This window comes from Streptomyces sp. NBC_00096 (genome assembly GCF_045041305.1).
In the GTDB taxonomy this organism is placed as follows: Bacteria; Actinomycetota; Actinomycetes; order Streptomycetales; family Streptomycetaceae; genus Streptomyces.
On the sequence record NZ_CP108221.1, the window covers coordinates 2,412,241 to 2,435,110 of the forward strand.

The window sequence follows — 22,870 nt, forward strand, 5'->3', positions numbered from 1 at the left end:
GCAGCAGGGGCGGCCCCGACCGTCGGCAGCGGCGACTACGCCCGGCCGCGGAAGCGGCGCCGCTCCCCCGGCCCACCCGGCTCCGCGTCCGCGAGGCGGACCACCGCGGTGTCCCGCCCCGCCACCACCGGCTTCGCCGACCGCGCCGCCTTCGCCTTGTACTGCGCCGCGTCAGCCAGCCGGAACAGCCGCCTGGAGGACTTCACCGGCCCGATCGGATCCCCCGTGGAGGCGACCCCGCAGGCGACCCCCTCCCCCAGCTCCAGCTCGGCGGCCCGCAGGCACACCTCCTCGGTGACCCGCACCACCTCGTCCGCCGAGGGCCCCACGCTGACCAGGCAGAACTCGTCCCCGCCCAGCCGCGCGACCAACGCACCCGGCAGCATCGCCCCGCACAGGCTGAGCACCGAGCCGAAACGTTCCAGCAGCCGGTCGCCCATCGCGTGACCGAGCGTGTCGTTGACCTTCTTCAGCCCGTTCAGGTCACAGACCACCAGGCTGACCACCGTCACCGCCCCGCTCCGGCGGTGCTCCTCCAGCGCCTCGTCGAGCCGCATGTCCACGGCCCGCCGGTTGGCCAGCCCGGTCAGCGGGTCGGTGAAGGCGAGCCTCCGCGCCTCCTCCAGCCGGTCGTTCTGCGCGAGCCCGGCCGCGATGACCGCCGCGAGGACGGTCGCGAACTCCGCGTCACCCTCGTCGAAGTCCGCCATCCCCTCGTCCCGGGCCACGTACAGCTCGCCCCACGCCCGCCCGCTCAGCACGATCGGCGCGACCACGCACGTCCCGCGACCGCGCCGGCGCAGCACCTCGCCCCGGCGGCCGGGCCGGTCCCCGACCGCGCTGTCCACCCAGGCGTGGGGGCCTCCCCCGCCCACCCAGCGCTCGTGCAGGAACTCCGTGATCTCGGGGAAGTCGTGGACGGGGTAGGACTCGTCCTCGGGGAACTCCTCCTCCCCGGCCCTGCGCTCCCCCTCGTTCACCAGCACCCGCAGGCACCCCCGCTCCCGCTCCCACGCGGAAATCGCGGCGAACGAGCCGTCCAGCGCCAGCCGCGCCCCGCGCGCCGCGGCCCGGACACTGTCCCTCGGCGCGCACGCGGCCGCCATGGCCTGCGCGAGACCCACAACGGCTCGGAGCCGCCCGTCAACACCCATCACCCCAGGTTAGGGAGTTTTGTCCGATTTGGTGATAATTGGCGCGACATTCGGTGGCACCAAGATCACGTGTGGTGACGAACCGAGCCCACAAAGGAACTCGCGCAGGGCCCACACGGCCGCTACAGCCGCCGCGACCCGGTTGGGGATCCGGCTCTCAAGCCCCGGAGAACCACGAGCAGAACCACAAGAGCGCCGACCGCGGCCGCGCCGAGCCCGGCTCTGAGCCCTGGGGGCGAGTAGCCGCATTCCAGGGCGTCGGCAGAGCCTCCCAGAGGGACGGAGAGCAGGCCGTTGGTAGCGTCGGGGCTGAACCGTGGGCCGTCGTCGACAGAGCACGTCCAGCCGGGAACCGCAGTGGTCGCGATGACCGCGGTGCCGGCGGATCCGTGTGGAAGGGCCGCCTTCAGGCCGTGGCCCGACACGACGACACTGGTGGCGGCCCGTCTGGTCTTGACGGCATCCGTGAGAAGTCCGCGGTCGAGACAGCCCAGCGCGTGGACGGGGACGGACTGGTCGCCCCGATGCGTCCCGAAGGCGACGTCGATCCTGCCGCTGGACGGCACGGTTCCGAGCGGTGTGACGGGCATGTCGATCCTGCCGGCCTGGCCGGGACTGTTGTGGCTGATGCCCAGGGCGACGATGCCGCCGTTGTAGTGGGGCGCGTACAGGAGGGCTTCCGAGCCCGCGGGGCACACGGCGCTCAGCGTGGGCCAGGAGGCTCCGCGTGGGTACGGGGCAACGCTGAAGCCCGCGGCCGTGCGTTGCGGGGGCGTTCCCCGGACCGGAAGGGCGCGGAGACCGGGCACCGTGTAGACGTGTGCACCGAGGGCGTCCTGCTGCGAGGCCCACACGGTTCCCGCGGGCGCGCCGTTGGGATCGAGCCACGACGACGAGCGGATCGTCACCAGGGGGAAAGCCGGCGAATGCACGGTGTCCACCGTGCTGGCACCCGTCCGGCGCAGGCGGGTGCCGACCGAGAGCAGGGACTGCAGAACGGGGTCCGAAGCCGCCCAGAGGTGTCGGCCCCCCATGGCCATCCCCAGCCCGAGGGGGCGCAGCGCGCCGGCCGTGCGCTCGGTCACGTAGCTGCTGTAGTAGGCGCCCCCTTGTCCTCCCAGCAGTATCGGGTCGTTGTCGGTGATGAGGACACCGGAGCCGGGATCGGTCCGTGCGGAGGGCCAGCGATCGTTCCGCTGGATCGTCTTGTGGGAGTTCACGGCGAGCGCGGACATCGTCGACGTGAAGGGATCGCCCCGCCGGGCCGGTGCCTGGAACACCAGGATCGCGTACACAGCGCCGGCGGTGGTGAGCAAGACAGTGGCGGCCAGGAGTACCGGGACGCCGCGTCGGATGATGCGATGACGCTGGTGGGCCCGGCGGGCGATGAGGAGGGCAGCCGTTGCGGGGCCGCCGATGAGTGCGAGATCACGGGCAAGGGAATTGACGGGTTGCCGTCCCAGGCAGGCGACCACGAGCAGAGCGAAGGCGGCCGCGCCGGCAGTCAGGGTCCTGCGGCTCGGGCGTTCGGCCCAGCAGGTCCAGGCAGCCATCACCATCAGGCCGCTGAGCACGAAGGTGGCGCGGAAAGGGGCACCGTGCGGAAGGGTGAAACCATGCCACGCCTCGGCCGTGGGCCTGATGACGAACGAGGCTGCGACGAACGCGATCATGAGGAGCCAGGCGGCCCGCTCAAGGGGTGGCACCCGCGTGTGGAAGGGGAGGGACAGGACGAGGAGCAGTGCGGGAAAGCCGACGAAGACGCTCGGCGCGGTCGGCTGGGCGTAGCCGCCCGGGAGGAACATCGCGAGGTACGTCAATGGCGCTGTGGCCACGCTCACGACGTACCTGTCCGTCGGCTGCGCCTGGGCGTTCGCCATCCCCGTCACGAGCACGGCGGGAGCCGCCAAGGGCATGCCGACCGAGGGTGCCGATCGCCCAGCGTCGCCGCCCGACACACCAGTCGAAAGCAATGCACAGCGCGGGAAGTGAGACCAGGCCCCACATCCACATCGGAACGATCACGCCCTCGAAGACGGCCCATCCGCAGACGGCGTAGCCGACGGCCAAGAGCGCCCGCATCCAGGGGGAGCCCGGGCGGAGCCGACCGAGGAAGACCGTCATCAGGGCCGCTGCGAGGCCCATGCTCAGGATGCTGACGAGGAAGACGGGGAAGTCGATGTACTGGCGTGGGAAGAGGCCGACGATCCAGGAGAAGGGGTTGGCCAGATAGGTGAAGAAGTCCGCGAGGAATCCGGTGCCGTACCCGCTCTGCCAGTTGAAGAGGAGGTCGCCGTCGGCCACGCCGTGCTGCAGGTCCCATAGACGTGTGTGGAACGGAACGTACTGGTGCCGCAAGTCGTTCGTCGCCCTGGAGCCGGCACCGAACGGGTAGGTCCCGTGGGCAGCCAGTCCCAGAGAATATGCGGCCATGGAGCAGAGTGCGGCGCACACGGTCGCCATCGCCGGTCTGCCGACCAGCCGCACGCTCACACCCCCCGACGTCATGCGCCCGATGCTATGAACGAGCCAGGGTCAGGGCATCACGGAGGATCCGACCGGGTGACGACCCCACGCCGCACGCCCCACGCCGCACGCCCCACGCCCCACGCCCCACGCCCCACGCCCCACGCCCCATGACACCCAGCGGGCGTCGTCTCAAACGCCGGACCTGCGGCGCTCCGGAGCCAGGAAGTTCACACCCCCGGCCACCGCGGCTTGCGCTTCTCGTTGAACGCCGCCACGCCCTCGGCCCGGTCTCCCGAGAAGGCCACCGTCCGCCACGCCGCGTCCTCGATCTCCAGCCCGGCCGTCAGGTCCATCCCGTGCCCGAGCCGCAGCGCCCGCTTGGCCGCCCGCAGTCCGACCGGGGAGTTCGCCGCCATCGCCGCCGCCATGGCCAGCGCCGCGTCTCGGTCCGACCCCGCCGGGACCACCGAGTCCACCAGTCCCAGCGCGAGCGCCTCGGCGGCCTCCACCCGCCGGGCGGTGAAGATGAGCTCCGCGGCCCGCGCCGCCCCCACCCGCCTGGGCAGCAGCTGCGTGCCCCCGCCGCCCGGGATCACCCCCACCGACACCTCGGGCAGGCCGACCACCGCCGTCTCGTCGGCCACGATCACGTCGCACGCCAGGGCCAGCTCGAAGCCGCCCCCCAGGGCGAAGCCGTGGACCGCCGCGATCGTCGGCATCGGCAGCTCCAGTACGCCCCCGTACGCGCCCCGCGTGGTCGGCCGCTGGCGCAGCAGCTCGGCGTCCGAGAAGGAGTTGCGCTCCTTGAGGTCCGCGCCCACGCAGAACGCCCGCTCGGCGGTCGAGGAGAGCACGACCACCCGTACCGACGCGTCCGCGGCCAGCTCCGCGCAGGCCGCCCCGATGGCCCGCGCCATGTCCGTCGACACCGCGTTCATCGCCTTCGGCCGGTCCAGGACCAGCTCGGCGACGCCGCCCTCGTGCCGGTGCACAGTCACGAATTCAGACACAGGACGACCCTCCCGGTTAACGAACGTTACCCGGGGATCTTAGGGCTCCGCCGCGTCAGCGACCAGGGCTCCACGACTCCCAGGCCGCGCACCGGGCGCTGCCACATCGGCTGGAGCGCGAAGCGGTAGGCGCCGCCGCCCTCCTCGTTCTCCGCCTCCTTCTCCGACACCGGAGCCGCGCCCGTGCGGCCCAGTTCCTCGGCCATCGCCCCGTCCACCAGGACCGCGTCCTTCGGCGCTATCGACGTCAGCCGCGAGGCCAGGTTCACCGTGGTCCCGAAGACGTCGCCCATCCGGGTCGTCACCGTCCCGAAGGCGATCCCCACCCGCAGCTCCGGCATCTGCGGATCGGCCCCCATCGTCTCGATCAACCGCAGCGCGATCTCCGCCGCCGTCGCCGCGTCGTCGGCGCAGTACAGCACCTCGTCGCCCAGCGTCTTGATCAGGCGGCCGCCGTGCGCCGCCACCAGGTCCGCCGACGTCGTCTCGAAGGACTCGACGAGCTCGCCGAGCTCCTCCTCCTCCAGCCGCCGCGTCAGGCGCGTGAAGCCCACCAGGTCGGCGAAGCCCACCGCGAGCCGCCGGTCGACCATCTCCTCGTCGTCCGCCACCTGCACCACCCGCCCGGTGGCGGCCGCCAGCTGGCGCCGCCACACGTAGACGAGGAACTCCTCCAGCTCCGGCAGCAACAGCTCGACCAGCGGGTACGTGACCTCCGTGCGGGTCATCCCCGGCTCCGGCGGCTCCGTCAGCCCCTCCAGGAAGGAGTCGATCTGCCACTCCGCGAGCCGCGCCGTGGTCTGGCCGGTCGACCGGGCCACCTGCACCGCCATCGGCTCGCTCAGCAGCCCGGCCTCGACCAGGCCGGCGAGCCGGCGCAGCGCCAGTACGTCCGCCTCCGTCAGGGCCTTGGCCTGGCCGATGTCCGCGAAGCCCATGGCCCGCCAGAAGCGGGAGGCGAGCTCCATCGAGACCCCGGCGCTGCGGGCGGCCTGGAAGGGGGTGTACCGGCGCTCGGCGCCCAGGATCAGCTGCTCCAGGCGGATGGCGAGCGGGTCGGCCGTCGGCTGGGCCGTGTGGTCGACCTCGTGGTGGGGAGTGTGCTGCTCGCGCCCGATCGGGCCGGCGTGGACGCCGGAACCGCCCGCGCCGCCGGAACCGCCCGGACCGCCCGCCGCCGTTCCGGGGGCGGGCGCGTTGGACTGAGGGTCGTCGACGGTCAAGGGCCGCCTCCTGTCCATTCCGTGCGCACTGCCGAACCGGTTGATCACCGCGAGGACCGGGATCGCCTAAACCATACGGCAGGTGTGCCGTAGCTCACTCCCCTACTCCGTCACCCGGGGCGGTGCGTCCGGCGGGTCACCGCACGGACCGCAGATGGACGACGTCCCCCGCCCCCACGGCCTCCCGCTGCCCGTCCGCCGTCCGCACGACGAGCCGTCCGTCGGTGTCCACCGCTTCGGCCGTACCGGTGAGGGTGCGCCCGCCCGGCAGCTCGGCGCGCACGTGCCGGCCGAGGGTCGCGCAGCCCGCCGCGTACGTCTCCTGCAGGCCGCTCGCCGCCGGATCGCCGCCGGCCGCGCGCCAGTCCCCGTACCACTGCTCCAGCGACCGCAGCACGGCCCTGAGCAGCGGGTCCCGGTCGGTGACGGAGGCCTTGGCCAGCGCCAGCGACCCGGCGGTGTCCACCGGGAGCTCCGCGTCGGTCAGCGTCACGTTGAGCCCGATCCCGACGACCACCCCGTCGCCCACCCGCTCGGCGAGGATCCCGCCGGTCTTGCGCTCCTCCCCGTCCACCGCGACCAGCAGGTCGTTGGGCCACTTGAGGTGGGTCTCGACCCCGGCGGCGCGCGAGAGCCCGGCCGCGGTGGCCACCCCGGCCAGCAGGGTCAGCCACCCCCACCGCTCCTGCGGCACCGCGGGCCCGGGCTTGAGGAGTACGGAGAAGAACAGCCCGGACCGCGCGGGCGCGACCCAGCTCCGGTCGAGCCTGCCCCGCCCCGCGGTCTGCTCCTCGGCGACGAGCACGGCCCCCTCGGCCAGCTGCGCGGCCCGCGCGGCGAGATCGCTGTTGGTCGACCCGGTCGAGGCCACCACCTCCAGCGAGCTCCACAGCCCGTCACCGGTCACGAGGGCCCGCTGCAGCGCGGCGGCGTTCAACGGCGGCCGGTCGAGGCTCGACCAGCGGCCCGCGGAAGCTCCGGTCGAAGCCCCGCCTGATGCATCTGATGGCGTCATGCAACCCACAGTAGGTGTGTCAAACGCCGCACTGCCGAGCGCCATGCCCGCCGATACGCTACGCACCAGTAGCCAGCAGTAGTCAAGTAAGTGACCAGGCAGTTGACACCACGCAGGGAGCCGCGACCCCGATGTCACAACCGTCAGAGCCGATCGACATGCACACCACCGCGGGGAAGATCGCGGATCTGCAGCGCCGCGTCGAGGAAGCCACTCATGCCGGGTCCGGGCGGGCGGTGGAGAAGCAGCACGCCAAGGGCAAGCTGACGGCACGTGAGCGGGTGGCCCTGCTGCTGGACGAGGGGTCCTTCGTCGAGCTGGACGAGTTCGCCCGGCACCGGTCGACGAACTTCGGGCTGGAGAAGACCCGGCCCTACGGGGACGGCGTCGTCACCGGCTACGGCACCGTGGACGGCCGCCCCGTCGCCCTGTTCTCCCAGGACTTCACCGTCTTCGGCGGGGCCCTCGGCGAGGTCTACGGCCAGAAGATCATGAAGGTCATGGACTTCGCGCTGAAGACCGGCTGCCCGCTGGTCGGCATCAACGACTCCGGTGGCGCCCGCATCCAGGAGGGCGTCAGCGCCCTCGGCATGTACGGCGAGATCTTCCGCCGCAACGTGCACGCCTCCGGCGTGATCCCGCAGATCAGCCTGGTCGTCGGGCCCTGCGCCGGCGGAGCCGTGTACTCCCCCGCCATCACCGACTTCACGGTCATGGTCGACCAGACCTCGCACATGTTCATCACCGGCCCGGACGTCATCAAGACGGTCACCGGCGAGGACGTCGGCTTCGAGGAGCTGGGCGGGGCGCGCACGCACAACAGCACGTCCGGCGTCGCGCACCACATGGCGGGTGACGAGAAGGACGCCATCGAGTACGTGAAGTCGCTCCTCTCCTACCTCCCGTCGAACAACCTCTCCGAGCCCCCGGCCTTCCCCGAGGAGGCCGACACCGAGGTCTCCGCGACCGACCTCGAGCTCGACGTCCTCATCCCGGACAGCGCGAACCAGCCGTACGACATGCACACCGTGATCGAGCACGTGCTCGACGACGCGGAGTTCCTGGAGACGCAGTCGCTGTTCGCGCCGAACATCCTCACCGGCTTCGGCCGCGTCGAGGGCCACCCGGTCGGGGTCGTCGCCAACCAGCCGATGCAGTTCGCCGGCTGTCTGGACATCGACGCCTCCGAGAAGGCGGCCCGTTTCGTACGGACCTGCGACGCCTTCAACATCCCGGTGCTGACCTTCGTCGACGTACCGGGCTTCCTGCCGGGCACGGACCAGGAGTACAACGGAATCATCCGGCGCGGCGCGAAGCTGATCTACGCCTACGCCGAGGCCACCGTCCCCCTGATCACCGTCATCACGCGCAAGGCCTTCGGCGGTGCCTACGATGTGATGGGCTCCAAGCACCTCGGTGCCGACCTGAACCTCGCCTGGCCGACCGCGCAGATCGCGGTCATGGGAGCCCAGGGCGCGGTGAACATCCTGCACCGCCGGGCCATCGCCGAGGCCGAGGAGGCCGGTACCGCCGAGGAGACCAGGGCGCGGCTCATCACCGAGTACGAGGACGCGCTGCTCAACCCGTACACGGCCGCCGAGCGCGGGTACATCGACGCGGTGACCATGCCGTCGCAGACCCGGGCGCACGTGGTCAAGGGGCTGCGGCAGCTGCGCACCAAGCGGGAGTCCCTGCCCCCGAAGAAGCACGGCAACATCCCCCTCTAGGGCGCTAGGAGGCAGTCCTGTGGTGATCAAGGTCGTCAAGGGGAATCCGACCCCGGAGGAGCTGGCCGCCGCACTGGCGGTGGTCCGGGCGCGCGCGGTGGCACTGGCGTCGGTGCCGCCGGGCGCGGAGCGGGTGGCCGACGCGTGGTCGGCGCCGGGCCGGGTGGCCCGGCGGACGCTGCCGCGCCCCGGGCCGGCCGCGTGGGGCCGTACGTACTGGCCCGGGTAGCCCGGCCGCGGCCGGAAAGCGCCCGCGAAGATGACGCGAACCGCCTGTGGCGCCTGAGTACCCGTACTCAGGCGCCACAGGCGTCCCCGGGGCCAGGATCGGAGCATGCTCTGGTCAGACCCGAAGGACGAGCCGCCGAAGGACCTGCGCGACGCGGCCGCGATGGTGCGCCGGATGAGGGTGGTCGTCATCGTCGCGATGGTCGTCGTGGTCTACGTACTGGGCGTGCGCGGCTTCTGAGCCGCCCGCCCGGGGCCGTCCGGGGCCGCCCGGGGCCCCGCCCGGCGGCCCCTACGATGGCGGGCATGACTGCTGACGCCCGCCACCGCCACCGCCTCGTCCTCGCCTCCGCCTCGCCCGCCCGGCTGAACCTGCTGCGGCAGGCCGGGCTCGCCCCGCACGTGATCGTCAGCGGCTTCGACGAGGACACCCTGAACCACGACGAGCCGGCCGGGCTCGCGCTCGCGCTGGCCGAGGCCAAGGCGGCCGTCGTGGCGGCCCTGGAAGAGGCCTCGGGGGCCCTGGTGATCGGCTGCGACTCCGTGCTGGAGCTGGACGGCGAGGCGCTGGGCAAGCCGGCGGACGCCGCGGAGGCCACGGCCCGCTGGAAGTCGATGCGCGGACGCGCCGGGGTGCTGCGCACCGGGCACTGCGTGATCGACACGGCGACCGGCCGCCAGGTCTCGGCCACGGCGTCGACGACGGTCCGCTTCGGCAAGCCGACGGACGCGGAGGTGGCCGCGTACGTGGCGAGCGGGGAGCCGCTGCACGTGGCGGGGGCGTTCACCCTGGACGGGCTGTCGGCGTCGTTCATCGAGGGCATCGACGGGGATCACGGCAATGTGATCGGGATCTCCATGCCGCTGCTGCGCTCGCTGCTGGCCGAACTGGGCGTGTCCATCACGGATTTGTGGGCTTGACGTCGCCGGGACCCCCGAGGTCCCCGAAGTCCCCGAGCAGCGGGTGACCCGGCGGCGCGTCCTGGATCCCGGGGGCGTCGCCGGGGGCGTCCGCCGCCTTGGCCCCGTAGAGCATCAGGCTCAGCACCAGCAGGCACAGGATCAGCATCATCACCACGAAGGCGCCCCAGCCCACCAGGCCGACGACGAGGGCGCCGAGCAGTCCGTGGGTGATGGCGGCGGCGACGAGGACGACGCGCGCGAAGGTGCCGGGGGCCCGGTCGCGGATCGCGGCGACGGCCAGGAACACCGCGCAGGCCAGCAGGAAGAGGGCCATGCCGGCCCCCATTGCGTAGGTTGCCTTGGACATGACATTCGGATCCATGCCCGCGATGGACATCTTCTGGTTCTCGGTGGTCCGGCCCAGTACGAGGTGGACGAAGGCGAGCGCCCCCGCCTCCACGACGAGTACGACCGCGGTCGCTCCGGCCACGGATCTCCGCAGCACCGCGCCACCCACGCCACCCACACCAGCCACGACGCCCCCACCCCGTAAGCACAAGCCCGTTCGACGCCTGGAGGCTACTAACGGGTAAACCTGCGGACAAGGGGCCGGGACCGCTTCGTTACGGTGGGGACACACCCCGGGGCGGTCCGCCGCCCGCACCGCCGCCCGCACCGCGGCCCGCGCAAAGAATGTGTGGGCCGTTCGTAGGGACTCGACAAAGAATCACCCGGGCCCGCTGACCCGCCGGACAGAGACCCTGACCACACGACAGGGTTACTGTGCAGTCGGGGATCCCCCTGACGTGGGGCACCACAAGGGTTTTCTCGACTCGGGTTCGACTCGAATCACACTCCGTGTGGGCAAGGTCACCACCGGGGAAGGGTCGAAAGGCCGTGTGGGCTGTCCCTAAACTCAGCTTGTTTCAAGGAGGGAGCCATCGTGCGCAAGGTGCTCATCGCCAACCGTGGCGAAATCGCAGTCCGCGTTGCTCGGGCCTGCCGGGATGCCGGGATCGCGAGCGTAGCCGTCTACGCCGACCCGGACCGGGACGCTCTGCACGTCCGCGCGGCCGACGAAGCTTTCGCGTTGGGCGGTGACACCCCGGCCGCCAGCTACCTGGACATCTCCAAGGTCCTGCAGGCCGCAGCCGATTCCGGTGCGGACGCCATCCATCCCGGATACGGCTTCCTCTCCGAGAACGCCGACTTCGCGCAGGCCGTCATCGACGCGGGCCTGACCTGGATCGGCCCGCCGCCGCAGGCCATCCGCGACCTCGGTGACAAGGTCGCCGCCCGGCACATCGCGCTGCGCGCCGGCGCGCCGCTCGTGGCCGGCACCCCGGACCCGGTCGCGGGTTCGGACGAGGTCGTCGCGTTCGCCAAGGAGCACGGCCTGCCGATCGCGATCAAGGCCGCCTTCGGCGGTGGCGGCCGCGGTCTGAAGGTCGCCCGCAACCTCGAGGAGATCCCGGAGCTCTACGACTCCGCGGTCCGCGAGGCCGTGGCCGCCTTCGGCCGCGGCGAGTGCTTCGTCGAGCAGTACCTCGACAAGCCGCGGCACGTCGAGACCCAGTGCCTGGCCGACTCCCACGGCAACGTGGTCGTCGTCTCCACCCGTGACTGCTCGCTCCAGCGCCGCCACCAGAAGCTGGTCGAGGAGGCCCCGGCGCCGTTCCTGACCGAGGCCCAGAACGCCGAGCTGTACGCCGCGTCGAAGGCGATCCTGAAGGAGGCCGGCTACGTCGGCGCCGGCACGGTCGAGTTCCTCGTCTCGGCCGACGGCCTGATCTCCTTCCTCGAGGTCAACACCCGCCTCCAGGTCGAGCACCCGGTCACCGAAGAGGTCACCGGCATCGACCTGGTCCGCGAGATGTTCCGCATCGCGGACGGCGAGGAGCTCGGCTACGGGGACCCGGTCCTGCGCGGTCACTCCTTCGAGTTCCGCATCAACGGCGAGGACCCGGGCCGCGGCTTCCTGCCGGCTCCGGGCACCGTCACCAAGTTCGCTCCGCCGACCGGTCCGGGCGTCCGCCTCGACGCGGGCGTCGAGTCCGGCTCGGTCATCGGCCCGGCCTGGGACTCGCTGCTCGCCAAGCTCATCGTCACGGGTGCCACGCGCGAGCAGGCCCTGCAGCGGGCGGCGCGCGCGCTGGCCGAGTTCGAGGTGGAGGGCATGGCCACGGCCATCCCGTTCCACCGCGCGGTGGTCGCCGACCCCGCCTTCACCGCCGACCCGTTCACGATCCACACCCGCTGGATCGAGACCGAGTTCATCAACGAGATCCCGGCGTTCGTGGTTCCGGCCGCGGACGACACCGAGGACGAGCCGGGCCGCGAGACGGTGGTCGTCGAGGTCGGCGGCAAGCGCCTGGAGGTCTCCCTCCCGTCCTCGCTGGGCATGACCCTGGCCCGTACGGCGGCTGCGGGCGGCGCGAAGCCGAAGCGCCGCGCGGCCAAGAAGTCCGGTCCGGCCGCCTCCGGCGACACCCTGGCCTCGCCCATGCAGGGCACGATCGTCAAGGTCGCGGTCGAGGAGGGTCAGCAGGTCAACGAGGGCGACCTGATCGTCGTCCTCGAGGCGATGAAGATGGAACAGCCGCTGAACGCGCACCGTTCGGGCACGATCGTCGGCCTCGCGGCGGAGGTCGGAGCGTCGCTCACCTCCGGCGCGGCCATCTGCGAAATCAAGGACTGACCCCAGCCCGGGGGCCCGGGGCTGAGCCCCGGACCCCGGCGCGGGGCCCAACCCCATACCCCGGCGCGGGGCCCAACCCCATACCCCGGCGCGGGGCCCAACCCCAGCCCCCCGGCCCGGAGCTCAACCCCGGACCCCGGCCCGGGGCATCGGCGCCGTACCCGCCTGCGGGTGCAGACGCCGCTGCGCGGGTTGGAGTCCCCTACCCACCCTTCGCCCGTTCCCTGGGCTCCGCCCAGACCCGGTCCTCAAACGCCGGACGGGCTGGATATGGCTGAGGCCGGCCCGGACGTGAACGTCGACGGCCTGGATATGGCTGAGGCCAGCCCTGCACGTGCGGGTCGGAAGGGTCGCCTCAATCGCCGGTGGGGCTGGACCTTCCAGACCGCAGACCTCCACGTGCGGCCGGATGTTCCAAACCGCCAGCGTCACGTGCGGGCTGGGTTGAACCAGACCGTCGGCCCTCGGGTGTGGCTCGGTTTCCAGACCGCCGGCGGTCACCTGCGGGTCGACGCAGGGAAAATCCAGCCCCGCCGGCGCTTGAGGCGGCCCTCCAGCCCCGCCGGCGATTGAGGCGCGGGGGGCCGGGGGCGGGGCCACGGAAGGGGGCGGGCTAGCGGCGGCGCATGTCTGCCACGCGGGCCCGCTCATTCGCCTGCTGCTCGTGCAACGGCCCCGCACTGCGCAGCTGAGCCGTCGGCCCGCCCCGCCGCTGGACCGGCAGCGGGGACTCCCGGCGCGGCCGGCGCCCGGCCATCCCCTCACCACCGCCGGAGGCACTGGCCCCACCCGCCACGGTGATCTGCACGCCCTGGTCCGCCAGTGCCTGCAACTCCGTACCGGCCCGGTCATCGTGCGCGGGCGGCTCGTCCGTCACCAGCCGCGTGATCACATCGGTCGGCACCGTCTGGAACATGGTGTCGGTCCCGAGCTTGGTGTGGTCGGCAAGGACCACCACCTCGGCCGCCGCCTGCACCAGCGCCCGGTCCACGCTCGCGGAGAGCATGTTGGACGTGGACAGCCCGCGCTCGGCGGTGAGACCACTGCCGGACAGGAAGGCCCGCGAGACCCGCAGCCCCTGGAGGGACTGCTCGGCTCCGCTGCCGACCAGCGCGTAGTTGGAACCCCGCAGGGTTCCGCCCGTCATCACCACCTCCACCCGGTTCGCATGGGCCAGCGCCTGTGCGACGAGCAGGGAGTTGGTGACGACGGTGAGTCCGGGCACCCTGGCGAGCCGGCGGGCCAGCTCCTGGGTCGTGGTGCCCGCGCCGACGACGATGGCCTCGCCTTCTTCTACGAGGCCGGCCGCGACATCGGCGATGGCGGTCTTCTCCGCCGTCGCGAGATGGGACTTTTGCGGAAAGCCGGATTCACGCGTGAAACCGCCCGGCAGTACCGCACCGCCGTGCCGGCGGTCGAGGAGTCCTTCTGCCTCCAGTGCCCGCACGTCCCGCCGTACGGTCACTTCGGAGGTCTGGACGACGCGGGCGAGCTCCCGGAGCGATACCGCTCCGTTGGCCCGCACCATTTCGAGGATCAATTGGCGACGTTCTGCAGCGAACACGAAACTGACAGTAACCCGGACGACCGTCTGCTTTCAGCTCCTTGCGCCGGAATTCCGAAGTTGTCCATACCGTGAGGCAGTTAGTGGTATACGCGGTCGGCCCGCCGCGCACTTGCTCCGCGACGGGCCGGCCGTCCACTCCAAAACCCTTGCGGACAAGGGCTGTTACCGGTACTTACGCCTCGCCGGCGGCCTTCCGCGTGTGCAACTGGCGCGCGACCTCGGCGATCGAACCCGACAGTGAGGGGTACACGGTGAACGCGTTTGCGATCTGCTCGACCGTCAGGTTGTTGTCTACGGCGATCGAGATCGGGTGGATGAGCTCGCTCGCTCGCGGCGAGACGACCACGCCACCGACGACGATCCCGGTGCCGGGACGGCAGAACAGCTTCACGAAGCCGTCGCGGATGCCCTGCATCTTGGCGCGCGGGTTGCGCAGCAGCGGGAGCTTCACGACCCGGGCGTCGATCTTGCCGGAGTCCACGTCGGCCTGGGTGTAGCCGACGGTGGCGATCTCGGGGTCGGTGAAGACGTTCGAGGAGACCGTCTTCAGGTTCAGCGGGGCCACCGCGTCGCCGAGGAAGTGGTACATCGCGATGCGCCCCTGCATGGCGGCCACGGAGGCCAGGGCGAAGATCCCGGTCACGTCGCCGGCCGCGTACACGCCGGGCGAGGAGGTGCGCGAGACCTTGTCGGTCCAGATGTGCCCGGACTCCTTCAGCTTGACCCCGGACTCCTCCAGGTTCATGTTGCTGGTGTTCGGAATCGCGCCGACCGCCATCAGGCAGTGGGTACCGCTGATGACCCGGCCGTCGGAGAGGGTGACCTCGACCCGGTCGCCCACCCGCTTGGCGGACTCGGCCCGGGAGCGGCCGATGACGTTCATGCCGCGGCGGCGGAAGACGTCCTCCAGGACGGCGGCCGCGTCCGGGTCCTCACCGGGCAGCACGCGGTCGCGGGAGGACACCAGGGTCACCCGGGAGCCGAGTGCCTGGTACGCGCCGGCGAACTCGGCGCCGGTCACACCGGAGCCGACCACGATGAGCTCCTCCGGGAGCTCCTCGAGGTCGTACACCTGGGTCCAGTTGAGGATCCGCTCGCCGTCGGGCATCGCGTCGGGGATCTCGCGGGGGTGCCCGCCGGTCGCGATGAGCACGGCGTCGGCGGTGAGGATGGTCTCGGTGCCGTCGGCGGCGGTGACGATGACGTCCCGGGTGCCGTCGATGCCCTGCGGGCCGCCGAGTTTGGCGCGGCCCCGTACGACGCGGGCGCCGGCCCGGGTGACGGAGGCGGTGATGTCGTGGGACTGGGCGAGCGCGAGGCGCTTGACGCGGCGGTTGACCTTGCCGAGGTCCACCCCGACGACGCGCGCGGCCTGCTCGATGTGCGGGGTGTCGTCGGCGACCACGATGCCGAGTTCCTCGTACGACGAGTCGAAGGTCGTCATGACCTCGGCGGTCGCGATGAGGGTCTTGGAGGGCACGCAGTCGGTCAGTACCGAAGCGCCGCCCAGACCGTCGCAGTCGACGACGGTCACCTCCGCGCCGAGCTGGGCCCCCACGAGGGCCGCCTCATACCCGCCGGGTCCGCCGCCGATGATCACGATCCGGGTCACGAAAACTCCGCCTCACGTCTACCCGGCCGGCTGCCGCCCCGGCCGGGGCTTCCGGGGGGTCTCCCCGGGGGATGCATTCCGGGCCCCATTGTCCCGCACGCATCAAGGTGCTTCACGCCCGGTCCCACCATCCGGGACGCCGGCCCCGCACACGGCCGGGAGCGCGGCCGGGGCCGCCCCTCCCGTACCCTCGACCTCATGTCGCTCTACGCCGCGTACGCCGGCAACCTCGACCCGCGGCTGATGACGCGCCGCGCTCCGCATTCGCCGCTGCGCGGCACGGGCTGGATCAACGACTGGCGGCTGACCTTCGGCGGCGAGCAGATGGGCTGGGAGGGCGCGCTGGCGACGATCGTCGAAGCACCCCGCCACCAGGTCTTCGTCGCCCTGTACGACGTCGCACCCCTGGACGAGGACTCCATGGACCGGTGGGAGGGCGTCGGGCTCGACATCTACCGCCGCATGCGGGTGCGCGTGCACACGCTGGACGGGGAGGAAGCGGCCTGGGTGTACGTCCTCAACGGCTACGAGGGCGGCCTCCCCTCCGCGCGCTACCTGGGCGAACTCGCCGACGCGGCCGAATCCGCGGGCGCCCCGCACGACTACGTGATGGAACTGCGCAAGCGCCCCTGCTGAGGCGATCTCTTCAGCCCCTCCCGCCCCCTCGGGGACGATTCGGCGGAAACGACAAGACAACGATCCGAACACCGTGAGCTGCGCCATCTACGCGCGTAGGCCATCAGCGGCTACGCTCGTCCGCGTGAACGCATCTGTTACCGACCCCTTCGCCGCCGCCGACGCCGCAGCCGCCCGCCTGCGCGAGCTGACCGGCGCCGAGACCCACGATGTCGCCCTCGTGATGGGCTCCGGCTGGGCCCCCGCCGCAGAGGCGCTCGGTGCGCCCGAGGCCGAGTTCCCGGTCACCGACCTGCCCGGCTTCCCGCCGCCCGCCGTCGAGGGCCACGGCGGCAAGATCCGCTCGTACAAGATCGGCGACAAGCGCGCGCTGCTCTTCCTCGGCCGGACCCACTACTACGAGGGCCGCGGCGTCGCCGCCGTCGCCCACGGCGTGCGCACCGCCGTCGCCGCGGGCTGCAAGACCGTCGTCCTGACCAACGGCTGCGGCGGTCTGCGCGAGGGCATGAAGCCCGGTCAGCCCGTGCTGATCAGCGACCACCTCAACCTGACCGCCACCTCGCCGATCGTCGGCGCGAACTTCGTGGACCTCACCGACCTGTACTCGCCGCGCCTGCGCGCGATGTGCAAGGAGATCGACGAGACCCTCGAAGAGGGCGTCTACGTGCAGTTCCCCGGCCCGCACTACGAGACCCCGGCCGAGATCAACATGATCCGCGTCATGGGCGCCGACCTGGTCGGCATGTCCACCGTGCTGGAGGCCATCGCCGCCCGCGAGGCCGGCGCCGAGGTGCTCGGCATCTCGCTGGTCACCAACCTGGCGGCGGGCATCTCCGGCGAGCCGCTCAACCACGAAGAGGTGCTCCAGGCCGGCCGTGACTCGGCCGCGCGCATGGGCAAGCTGCTGACCCAGGTCCTCGCCCGGATCTGATCGACCGACCGACCGTACGAGAGGTAAGGCGGAAGTAGTGCAGGACGTGCAGGACGTGCAGGACGATCTGATCGCACGGGCCCAGGCCTGGCTGGCCGAGGACCCGGACCCGGAGACGGCCGACGAGCTCGCGAAGCTCATCGAAGCCGGTGACACCACCGAGCTCGCGGACCGCTTCTCCGGCATGCTGCAGTTCGGCACCGCCGGACTCCGCGGCGAGCTGGGCGCGGGCCCGATGCGGATGAACCGCAACGTGGTCATCCGGGCCGCGGCGGGCCTCGCGGCCTACCTCAAGGCCCAGGGCCACGACGGCGGCCTGGTCGTCGTCGGCTACGACGCCCGCTACAAGTCGGCCGACTTCGCCCGCGACACCGCCGCGGTGATGACCGGCGCCGGGCTGCGAGCGGCCGTCCTGCCCCGGCCGCTGCCGACGCCCGTCCTCGCGTACGCCATAAGGCACCTGGGCGCCGTCGCCGGCGTCGAGGTGACCGCGAGCCACAACCCTCCCCGGGACAACGGCTACAAGGTCTACCTCGGCGACGGTTCGCAGATCGTCTCCCCGGCCGACGCGGAGATCGCGGCGCAGATCGACGCGATCGCCGCGCTGGCCGACGTACCGCGCGCCGACGGCGGCTGGCAGGACCTCGGCGACGAGGTACTGGAGGCCTACCTGGCGCGTACCGACGCGGTCCTGACCCCCGGCTCCCCCCGGGGCGTGCGGACCGTCTACACGGCGATGCACGGCGTCGGCAAGGACGTGGTCCTGGCCGCCTTCGCCCGCGCGGGCTTCCCCGCGCCGGTCCTCGTGGCCGAGCAGGCGGAGCCGGACCCGGCGTTCCCGACGGTGGCCTTCCCCAACCCGGAGGAGCCGGGCGCGATGGACCTGTCCTTCGCGAAGGCCGCCGAGGTCCACCCCGACATCGTGATCGCCAACGACCCGGACGCCGACCGCTGCGCGGTGGCCGTCCCGGACGACTCCTCGGCCTCGGGCTGGCGGATGCTGCGCGGCGACGAGGTCGGCGCACTGCTCGCCGCCCACCTGGTGCACAAGGGCGCACGGGGCGTCTTCGCGGAGTCCATCGTCTCCTCCAGCCTGCTGGGCCGGATCGCGGAGGCGGCGGGCGTCGGCTACGAGGAGACCCTCACGGGCTTCAAGTGGATCTCCCGCGTGGAAGGCCTGCGCTACGGGTACGAGGAGGCGCTCGGCTACTGCGTGGACCCCGAGGGCGTCCGCGACAAGGACGGCGTCACGGCCGCCCTGCTCGTCGCCGAGCTGGCCTCGGAGCTCAAGGAGCGGGGCCGGACCCTGACCGACCTGCTGGACGACCTGGCGATGGCCCACGGGCTGCACGCCACGGACCAGCTGTCGGTCCGTGTGGAGGACCTGTCGGTCATCGCCTCGGCGATGGCGGCGCTGCGCGCGGAGCCCCCGGTCTCGCTGGCGGGCCTGCGGGTCACCTCGGCGGAGGACCTGAACGAGGGCACGGCCACCCTCCCGCCCACCGACGGGCTGCGCTACTACCTGGAGGGCGACTACAAGGCCCGGGTGATCGTCCGCCCGTCCGGCACGGAGCCCAAGCTGAAGTGCTACCTGGAGGTCGTCGTCCCGGTGGCGGAGGCCTCCGACCTGCTCCCGGCCCGCGCCCGCGGCCAGGAGGTCCTCGACGCGATCAAGAAGGACCTCGCGGCGGCGGCCGGCATTTAGCCCTGCCGACCAGCGGACGGCCCCCCGAGCTCCGGCTCGGGGGGCCGTATCCGTATCCGTCGCCGTCGCCGTATGCGTATCCGTCCGCGTCAGGAACGCGAAGGCGAGGGCGAGGGCGAAGGCGAGGCCGCGGGATTGGCCGTCGGCCGCACCACGTCGCCCAGCGTCGGGACCGACTCCGGCCGCGAGCGGACGGCGTCGGTGCACTCCCAGGTCCGCGGCGGATCCGCGTCCGGGCCGCCCAGTGCCACCGGTCCGGGCCCCGCCGACACCGCTTCGCTCTCCGAGAGCGTGCACACCAGCTGCGACAGCGCCACCGGCGCCAGGTCCTCGGGCTTGCGGCTCAGCCGCACCGTGCCCGGCGGGTCGCCCGGCCGCGGCGCCCCGGCCGTCAGCCCGGCCGGCACCTCGGTCGTGAAACCGGCCTCCTGCTCCTGCGCCGACGGCTCCCGCTGCAACGCCTCCAGCAGGGCCTGGCCGACGAGCACCAGCGCGTCCCGCGACGGCTTCTTCTCCGGCATCGGCACCACCCGCTCGACGCCGACCAGCTGCCCCCCGCAGACCAGCTCCACCGTGGCCCGGATGCCCTGCACCCCGCTCGTCCCGGCCGCCGTGCCCTCCGGGGTCTTGCACGACACCCGCGAGGGCGCCGCGCCCACGTCCACCGGCACGGTGGTGGCCCGGATCCCGCACCCCGACAGGGCGCCCAGGGCGAACAGGCCGAGGGCCGCCACCCCGGCCGCCGCGCTACGCCTCGTCACCGGCGATCACCTTCCCCACGTCCACCGGCAGCCGCAACGTGAACAGCGCGCCGCCCTCCGCCCCGTTCTCCGCCGTGATGTCGCCGCCGTGGATGTGCGCGTTCTCCATCGCGATGGACAGGCCCAGACCGCTGCCGTCCGACTTCGGCCGCGACGCGCTCGCCTTGTAGAACCGGTCGAAGACGTGCGGGAGCACGGCCTCCGGGATGCCCGGCCCGTTGTCCCGTACGGCGATGACCAGCCATTCCCCGTCCACCCGGATGGAGACCCGGACCGGCGATCCGCCGTGCTTGAGCGCGTTGCCGATCAGATTGGCCAGGATCACGTCGAGCCGGCGCGGGTCGAGCCGCACCACGATCCCGCGCTCGGCGTCGAGTTCGACGGCGTCGAGCCAGGCCCGCGTGTCGATGCACGCCGTCACCTGGTCGGCGACGTCCACGTCGTCCAGCACCAGGCGCGCCGTTCCCGCGTCGAAGCGGGTGACCTCCATCAGGTTCTCCACCAGGTCGTTGAGCCGCCTGGTCTCGCTGACGACGAGCCCCACCGCCGGTGCGATCATCGGATCGAGGTCGTCGACCTCGTCCTCCAGCACCTCGGCGACCGCCGTCAACGCCGTCAGCGGCGTGCGCAGTTCGTGGGACATGTCCGCGACGAACCGCCGGCTGGACTCCTCCCGGGCGCTCATGTCGGCGACCTTCTTCTCCAACGCCTCCGCCGTCTTGTTGAAGGTGTGCGCGAGATCGGCGAGTTCGTCCGTCCCGGACACCTCCAGCCGGTGGTCCAGCTCTCCCTCGCCGAGCCGCCGCGCCGCGTCGCCCAGGCGCTGCACGGGCTTGAGCACGGTACGGGCCGCGGCCTGCGCCAGCAGCGCGGAGCCGAGCAGCGCGAGTCCGGTGGCGATGGTCAGCGACCAGGCCAGGGCGTTGAGGTCGTCGCGCTCCTGGGCGAGGGACTTGTACATGTAGCCGGTCGGCCCGCCGCCCACGACCCGGGTGCCGCCGACCAGGTACGGGTTCCCGTGCGGCTTCGTGCGCTGCCAGTACATGTGGTACTCGGAGTCGTTGGCCGCGGTCGTCTTCTGGCGGTCGTCGACGGCGTGCTGCAGCGATTTCGGTACGTCGGCCAGCGAGAAGGTGTCGGGACCGGCCGCGCCGGACACCTTGCGGCCGTCCTTCAGCTCGTCCACCAGCAGCACGCTGTATCCGGGGCTGCTGCCCGCCATCCGCTCGGCGGTGCGCTGGAGCTCCTCCTGCGTCGGATCGGCGGGCAGCGCGGCGGCCCGGTTCTGCATCTCCTGCCGGAAGTCGCCGAGGGCGGCGTCCTGGGTCCGGGTCAGGACGGCCTCGCGGTTGAGCCAGTACGCGATCCCGGACGCGGAGACCGCGGCCGTCAGCGCGACCAGCGCGAACACGACGAGGAGCCGCAGCCGCAGGCTGGTCCAGCGCCGGCCCGCGAACAGGGCTCTGATCACTGCGGGGAGTCCAGCCGGTAACCGACGCCCCGGACCGTACGGATCAGGGTGGGCGACGAGGGCACTTCCTCGACCTTCGCGCGCAGTCGCTGCACGCAGGCGTCGACGAGGCGCGAGTCACCGAGGTAGTCGTGCTCCCACACCAGCCGCAGCAGCTGCTGGCGGGAGAGCGCCTGACCGGGCCGCCGGCTGAGCTCCAGGAGCAGCCGCAGTTCGGTCGGGGTGAGCTGGAGGTCCTCGCCGTTCTTGGTCACCGTCATGGCGGAGCGGTCGATGACCAGCGGGCCGAAGACGGCGGTGTCGGTGGACTCGCGCTCCCCGCGGCGCAGCACGGCCCGGATGCGGGCGTCGAGCACCCGCCCCTGGACGGGCTTGACCACGTAGTCGTCGGCTCCCGACTCCAGGCCGACGACCACGTCGATGTCGTCGTTGCGCGCGGTCAGCAGGATGATCGGCAGCTGGTCGGTGCGGCGGATGCGCCGGCACACCTCGAAGCCGTCGATGCCGGGCAGCATGACGTCGAGCACGATCAGGTCGGGACGCTGCTCGCGCAGCAGCTTGAGGCCGTCCTCGCCCGTCGCCGCGGTGGCCACACGGTGGCCCTGGCGTGACAGGGAGAGTTCGAGGGCCGTGCGGATGGCGTCGTCGTCCTCGATGAGCAACAGGAAAGGCACGGGCTCATTCTGTCCCATCGCCCCTCGGGACTTCGACCGCCCGGCGCCCCCAATCCGTTCCGCGCCCCGGCGCGGGTCCGTCCCGGCCGCCGCCGCGGTCCCTGTGACAGGCCTGTGACAGTCGAAGGACACCCCGGTTATCTCGGCCGGGCAGTCTTCTAGCAACGGACAGAGAGACTCCACGACGGGGGGCGCGAGATGAACACGCTGCACAGCACCAAGACCGGCGCGGTTGTCACGCGGCTGCACGATGTGAACCGCCGGGCGGCCGTCCGTACGGCGACGGCCCCTTCCCGGCGGCCGGCGCACGTGGTGGCCATCGACGCGAAGACCTACGAGCGCCCCTCCGTCCCCGCCCAGCGCGTCCCGGACTCCTCCAACGAGGCCGAGTTCACCGCCTACGTCCAGGAGCGCCGGGCCGCCCTCTACGCCACGGCCTTCCACCTGACCGGCGACCGGTACGAGGCCGAGGACCTGCTGCAGACCGCGCTGTTCTCCACGTACCGCGCCTGGGACCGCATCAGCGACAAGGCCGCCGTCGGCGGATACCTGCGGCGCACGATGACGAACCTGCACATCAGCGCCTGGCGCCGGCGCAAGCTCAACGAGTACCCGACGGAGGAGCTGCCGGAGACGGCCTCCGACACGGACGCGATGGGCGGTACGGAACTGCGCGCGGTGCTGTGGCAGGCGCTCACCCGCATCCCGGAGCCGCAGCGCACGATGCTGGTGCTCCGCTACTACGAGGGCCGCACGGACCCGGAGATCGCGGAGATCCTGGGGATCAGCGTCGGCACCGTGAAGTCGAGCATCTGGCGCTCGCTGCGCCGGATGCGCGAGGACGAGGCGCTGAGCTTCGGCCGTGACGAGTCGGAGTCCTTCGAGGACCTCGTCGCCTAGAACCGAACGACCAAGGGGCCGGGGGGCCCGTCCTGCGGGGGTGGGGCGGGGGGCCACGGGGGCAAAGGGCGGGATCGAGCGGACGGGGGTCCGCGCGGTCCCGCCTTTTGGCGTCCTACGGGCCGGCGGGCTCGGCGGCTTGGCGGCTTGGCGGCTCGCGGTCTCCGGACTCGCGGCCACCGGACT

At 72.2% G+C, this 22,870-nt stretch carries 20 protein-coding genes and 1 pseudogene; 9 read left to right on the forward strand and 12 right to left on the reverse strand.

The genetic code is table 11. From position 1 onward, the window contains the following. Nucleotides 1-35: 35 nt before the first annotated feature. From OG904_RS10260 to OG904_RS10285, 6 genes and pseudogenes are all read right to left on the reverse strand, one after another. Nucleotides 36-1,154 (reverse strand): diguanylate cyclase domain-containing protein, encoded by a 1,119-nt coding sequence (locus OG904_RS10260; protein WP_405489571.1) that lies wholly within the window; start codon nucleotides 1,152-1,154, stop codon nucleotides 36-38. 122 nt (nucleotides 1,155-1,276) lie between these two features. Next, complete coding sequence (locus tag OG904_RS10265) at nucleotides 1,277-3,070, reverse strand: YfhO family protein (RefSeq protein WP_405489573.1); 1,794 nt, start codon at nucleotides 3,068-3,070, stop codon at nucleotides 1,277-1,279. Between the two features lie 88 nt (nucleotides 3,071-3,158). Next, nucleotides 3,159-3,662, reverse strand: a pseudogene (locus OG904_RS10270) (YfhO family protein); the annotation flags it as partial. 188 nt (nucleotides 3,663-3,850) lie between these two features. Beyond that, entirely contained in the window at nucleotides 3,851-4,633 is a 783-nt protein-coding gene (locus tag OG904_RS10275; RefSeq protein ID WP_405489575.1) for an enoyl-CoA hydratase/isomerase family protein, read from the reverse strand. 26 nt (nucleotides 4,634-4,659) lie between these two features. Beyond that, on the reverse strand, nucleotides 4,660-5,856 hold the full coding sequence (locus OG904_RS10280) for an adenylate/guanylate cyclase domain-containing protein (RefSeq protein ID WP_405489577.1): 1,197 nt from the start codon (nucleotides 5,854-5,856) through the stop codon (nucleotides 4,660-4,662). A 136-nt stretch (nucleotides 5,857-5,992) separates the two neighbouring features. Further along, a complete protein-coding gene (locus OG904_RS10285; protein ID WP_405489579.1) occupies nucleotides 5,993-6,871 on the reverse strand; it encodes a biotin--[acetyl-CoA-carboxylase] ligase in 879 nt (292 codons plus the stop codon). Nucleotides 6,872-7,002: 131 nt separating this feature from the next. Between OG904_RS10285 and OG904_RS10290 the strand changes: the two genes are divergently transcribed. From OG904_RS10290 to OG904_RS10305, 4 genes are all read left to right on the forward strand, one after another. After that, complete coding sequence (locus OG904_RS10290) at nucleotides 7,003-8,598, forward strand: acyl-CoA carboxylase subunit beta (RefSeq protein ID WP_405489581.1); 1,596 nt, start codon at nucleotides 7,003-7,005, stop codon at nucleotides 8,596-8,598. Nucleotides 8,599-8,617: 19 nt separating this feature from the next. Beyond that, nucleotides 8,618-8,827, forward strand: coding sequence for an acyl-CoA carboxylase epsilon subunit (locus OG904_RS10295; RefSeq protein ID WP_405489583.1), 210 nt, complete (start codon nucleotides 8,618-8,620; stop codon nucleotides 8,825-8,827). Nucleotides 8,828-8,932: 105 nt separating this feature from the next. Further along, nucleotides 8,933-9,067 (forward strand): morphogenic membrane protein MmpB, encoded by a 135-nt coding sequence (gene mmpB, locus OG904_RS10300; protein ID WP_405489585.1) that lies wholly within the window; start codon nucleotides 8,933-8,935, stop codon nucleotides 9,065-9,067. Between the two features lie 56 nt (nucleotides 9,068-9,123). Further along, nucleotides 9,124-9,747 (forward strand): Maf family protein, encoded by a 624-nt coding sequence (locus OG904_RS10305; RefSeq protein WP_405489587.1) that lies wholly within the window; start codon nucleotides 9,124-9,126, stop codon nucleotides 9,745-9,747. On the opposite strand, the gene OG904_RS10310 is transcribed toward OG904_RS10305, so the two are convergent. Continuing rightward, the gene (locus OG904_RS10310; protein WP_405489589.1) at nucleotides 9,728-10,264 is read right to left on the reverse strand and encodes a hypothetical protein; all 537 of its coding nucleotides are present in this window, start codon (nucleotides 10,262-10,264) and stop codon (nucleotides 9,728-9,730) included. The two genes, OG904_RS10305 and OG904_RS10310, sit on opposite strands and share 20 nt — an antisense overlap. 408 nt (nucleotides 10,265-10,672) lie before the next feature. On the opposite strand from OG904_RS10310, the gene OG904_RS10315 reads away from it, so the two are divergent. Then, entirely contained in the window at nucleotides 10,673-12,427 is a 1,755-nt protein-coding gene (locus OG904_RS10315; protein ID WP_405489591.1) for an acetyl/propionyl/methylcrotonyl-CoA carboxylase subunit alpha, read from the forward strand. Nucleotides 12,428-13,040: 613 nt separating this feature from the next. Here the strand turns inward: OG904_RS10315 and OG904_RS10320 are convergent. After that, the gene (locus OG904_RS10320) at nucleotides 13,041-13,991 is read right to left on the reverse strand and encodes a DeoR/GlpR family DNA-binding transcription regulator (protein WP_405489593.1); all 951 of its coding nucleotides are present in this window, start codon (nucleotides 13,989-13,991) and stop codon (nucleotides 13,041-13,043) included. A 175-nt stretch (nucleotides 13,992-14,166) separates the two neighbouring features. After that, nucleotides 14,167-15,606 (reverse strand): NAD(P)H-quinone dehydrogenase, encoded by a 1,440-nt coding sequence (locus OG904_RS10325; protein WP_405489595.1) that lies wholly within the window; start codon nucleotides 15,604-15,606, stop codon nucleotides 14,167-14,169. Nucleotides 15,607-15,804: 198 nt separating this feature from the next. Here OG904_RS10325 and OG904_RS10330 point away from each other — a divergent pair, with 198 nt between their 5' ends. The 3 genes from OG904_RS10330 to OG904_RS10340 all read left to right on the forward strand — a co-directional run bounded on the left by OG904_RS10330 (nucleotide 15,805) and on the right by OG904_RS10340 (nucleotide 18,878). Beyond that, nucleotides 15,805-16,242 (forward strand): gamma-glutamylcyclotransferase, encoded by a 438-nt coding sequence (locus OG904_RS10330; RefSeq protein WP_112449900.1) that lies wholly within the window; start codon nucleotides 15,805-15,807, stop codon nucleotides 16,240-16,242. Nucleotides 16,243-16,366: 124 nt separating this feature from the next. Then, entirely contained in the window at nucleotides 16,367-17,173 is an 807-nt protein-coding gene (locus OG904_RS10335; protein ID WP_330298234.1) for a purine-nucleoside phosphorylase, read from the forward strand. A 55-nt stretch (nucleotides 17,174-17,228) separates the two neighbouring features. After that, nucleotides 17,229-18,878 carry a phospho-sugar mutase gene (locus OG904_RS10340; RefSeq protein WP_405497918.1) on the forward strand — a complete coding sequence of 550 codons (1,650 nt, stop codon included), beginning with the start codon at nucleotides 17,229-17,231 and terminating at the stop codon, nucleotides 18,876-18,878. A gap of 89 nt (nucleotides 18,879-18,967) precedes the next feature. Here the strand turns inward: OG904_RS10340 and OG904_RS10345 are convergent, their stop codons facing one another. The 3 genes from OG904_RS10345 to afsQ1 are packed head-to-tail and all read right to left on the reverse strand — an operon-like array spanning nucleotide 18,968 to nucleotide 21,784. Then, complete coding sequence (locus OG904_RS10345) at nucleotides 18,968-19,639, reverse strand: hypothetical protein (protein WP_405489598.1); 672 nt, start codon at nucleotides 19,637-19,639, stop codon at nucleotides 18,968-18,970. Then, nucleotides 19,626-21,110 (reverse strand): ATP-binding protein, encoded by a 1,485-nt coding sequence (locus tag OG904_RS10350; RefSeq protein WP_405489600.1) that lies wholly within the window; start codon nucleotides 21,108-21,110, stop codon nucleotides 19,626-19,628. The genes OG904_RS10345 and OG904_RS10350 overlap by 14 nt, the downstream gene beginning before the upstream one ends. Then, the gene (gene afsQ1, locus OG904_RS10355) at nucleotides 21,107-21,784 is read right to left on the reverse strand and encodes a two-component system response regulator AfsQ1 (RefSeq protein ID WP_254382550.1); all 678 of its coding nucleotides are present in this window, start codon (nucleotides 21,782-21,784) and stop codon (nucleotides 21,107-21,109) included. Before afsQ1 ends, OG904_RS10350 begins: the two co-directional genes overlap by 4 nt. A gap of 198 nt (nucleotides 21,785-21,982) precedes the next feature. Between afsQ1 and OG904_RS10360 the strand changes: the two genes are divergently transcribed. Then, nucleotides 21,983-22,684: a SigE family RNA polymerase sigma factor gene (locus OG904_RS10360; RefSeq protein ID WP_405489602.1), complete on the forward strand. Its 702-nt coding sequence runs from the start codon at nucleotides 21,983-21,985 to the stop codon at nucleotides 22,682-22,684. Nucleotides 22,685-22,870 lie beyond the last annotated feature (186 nt).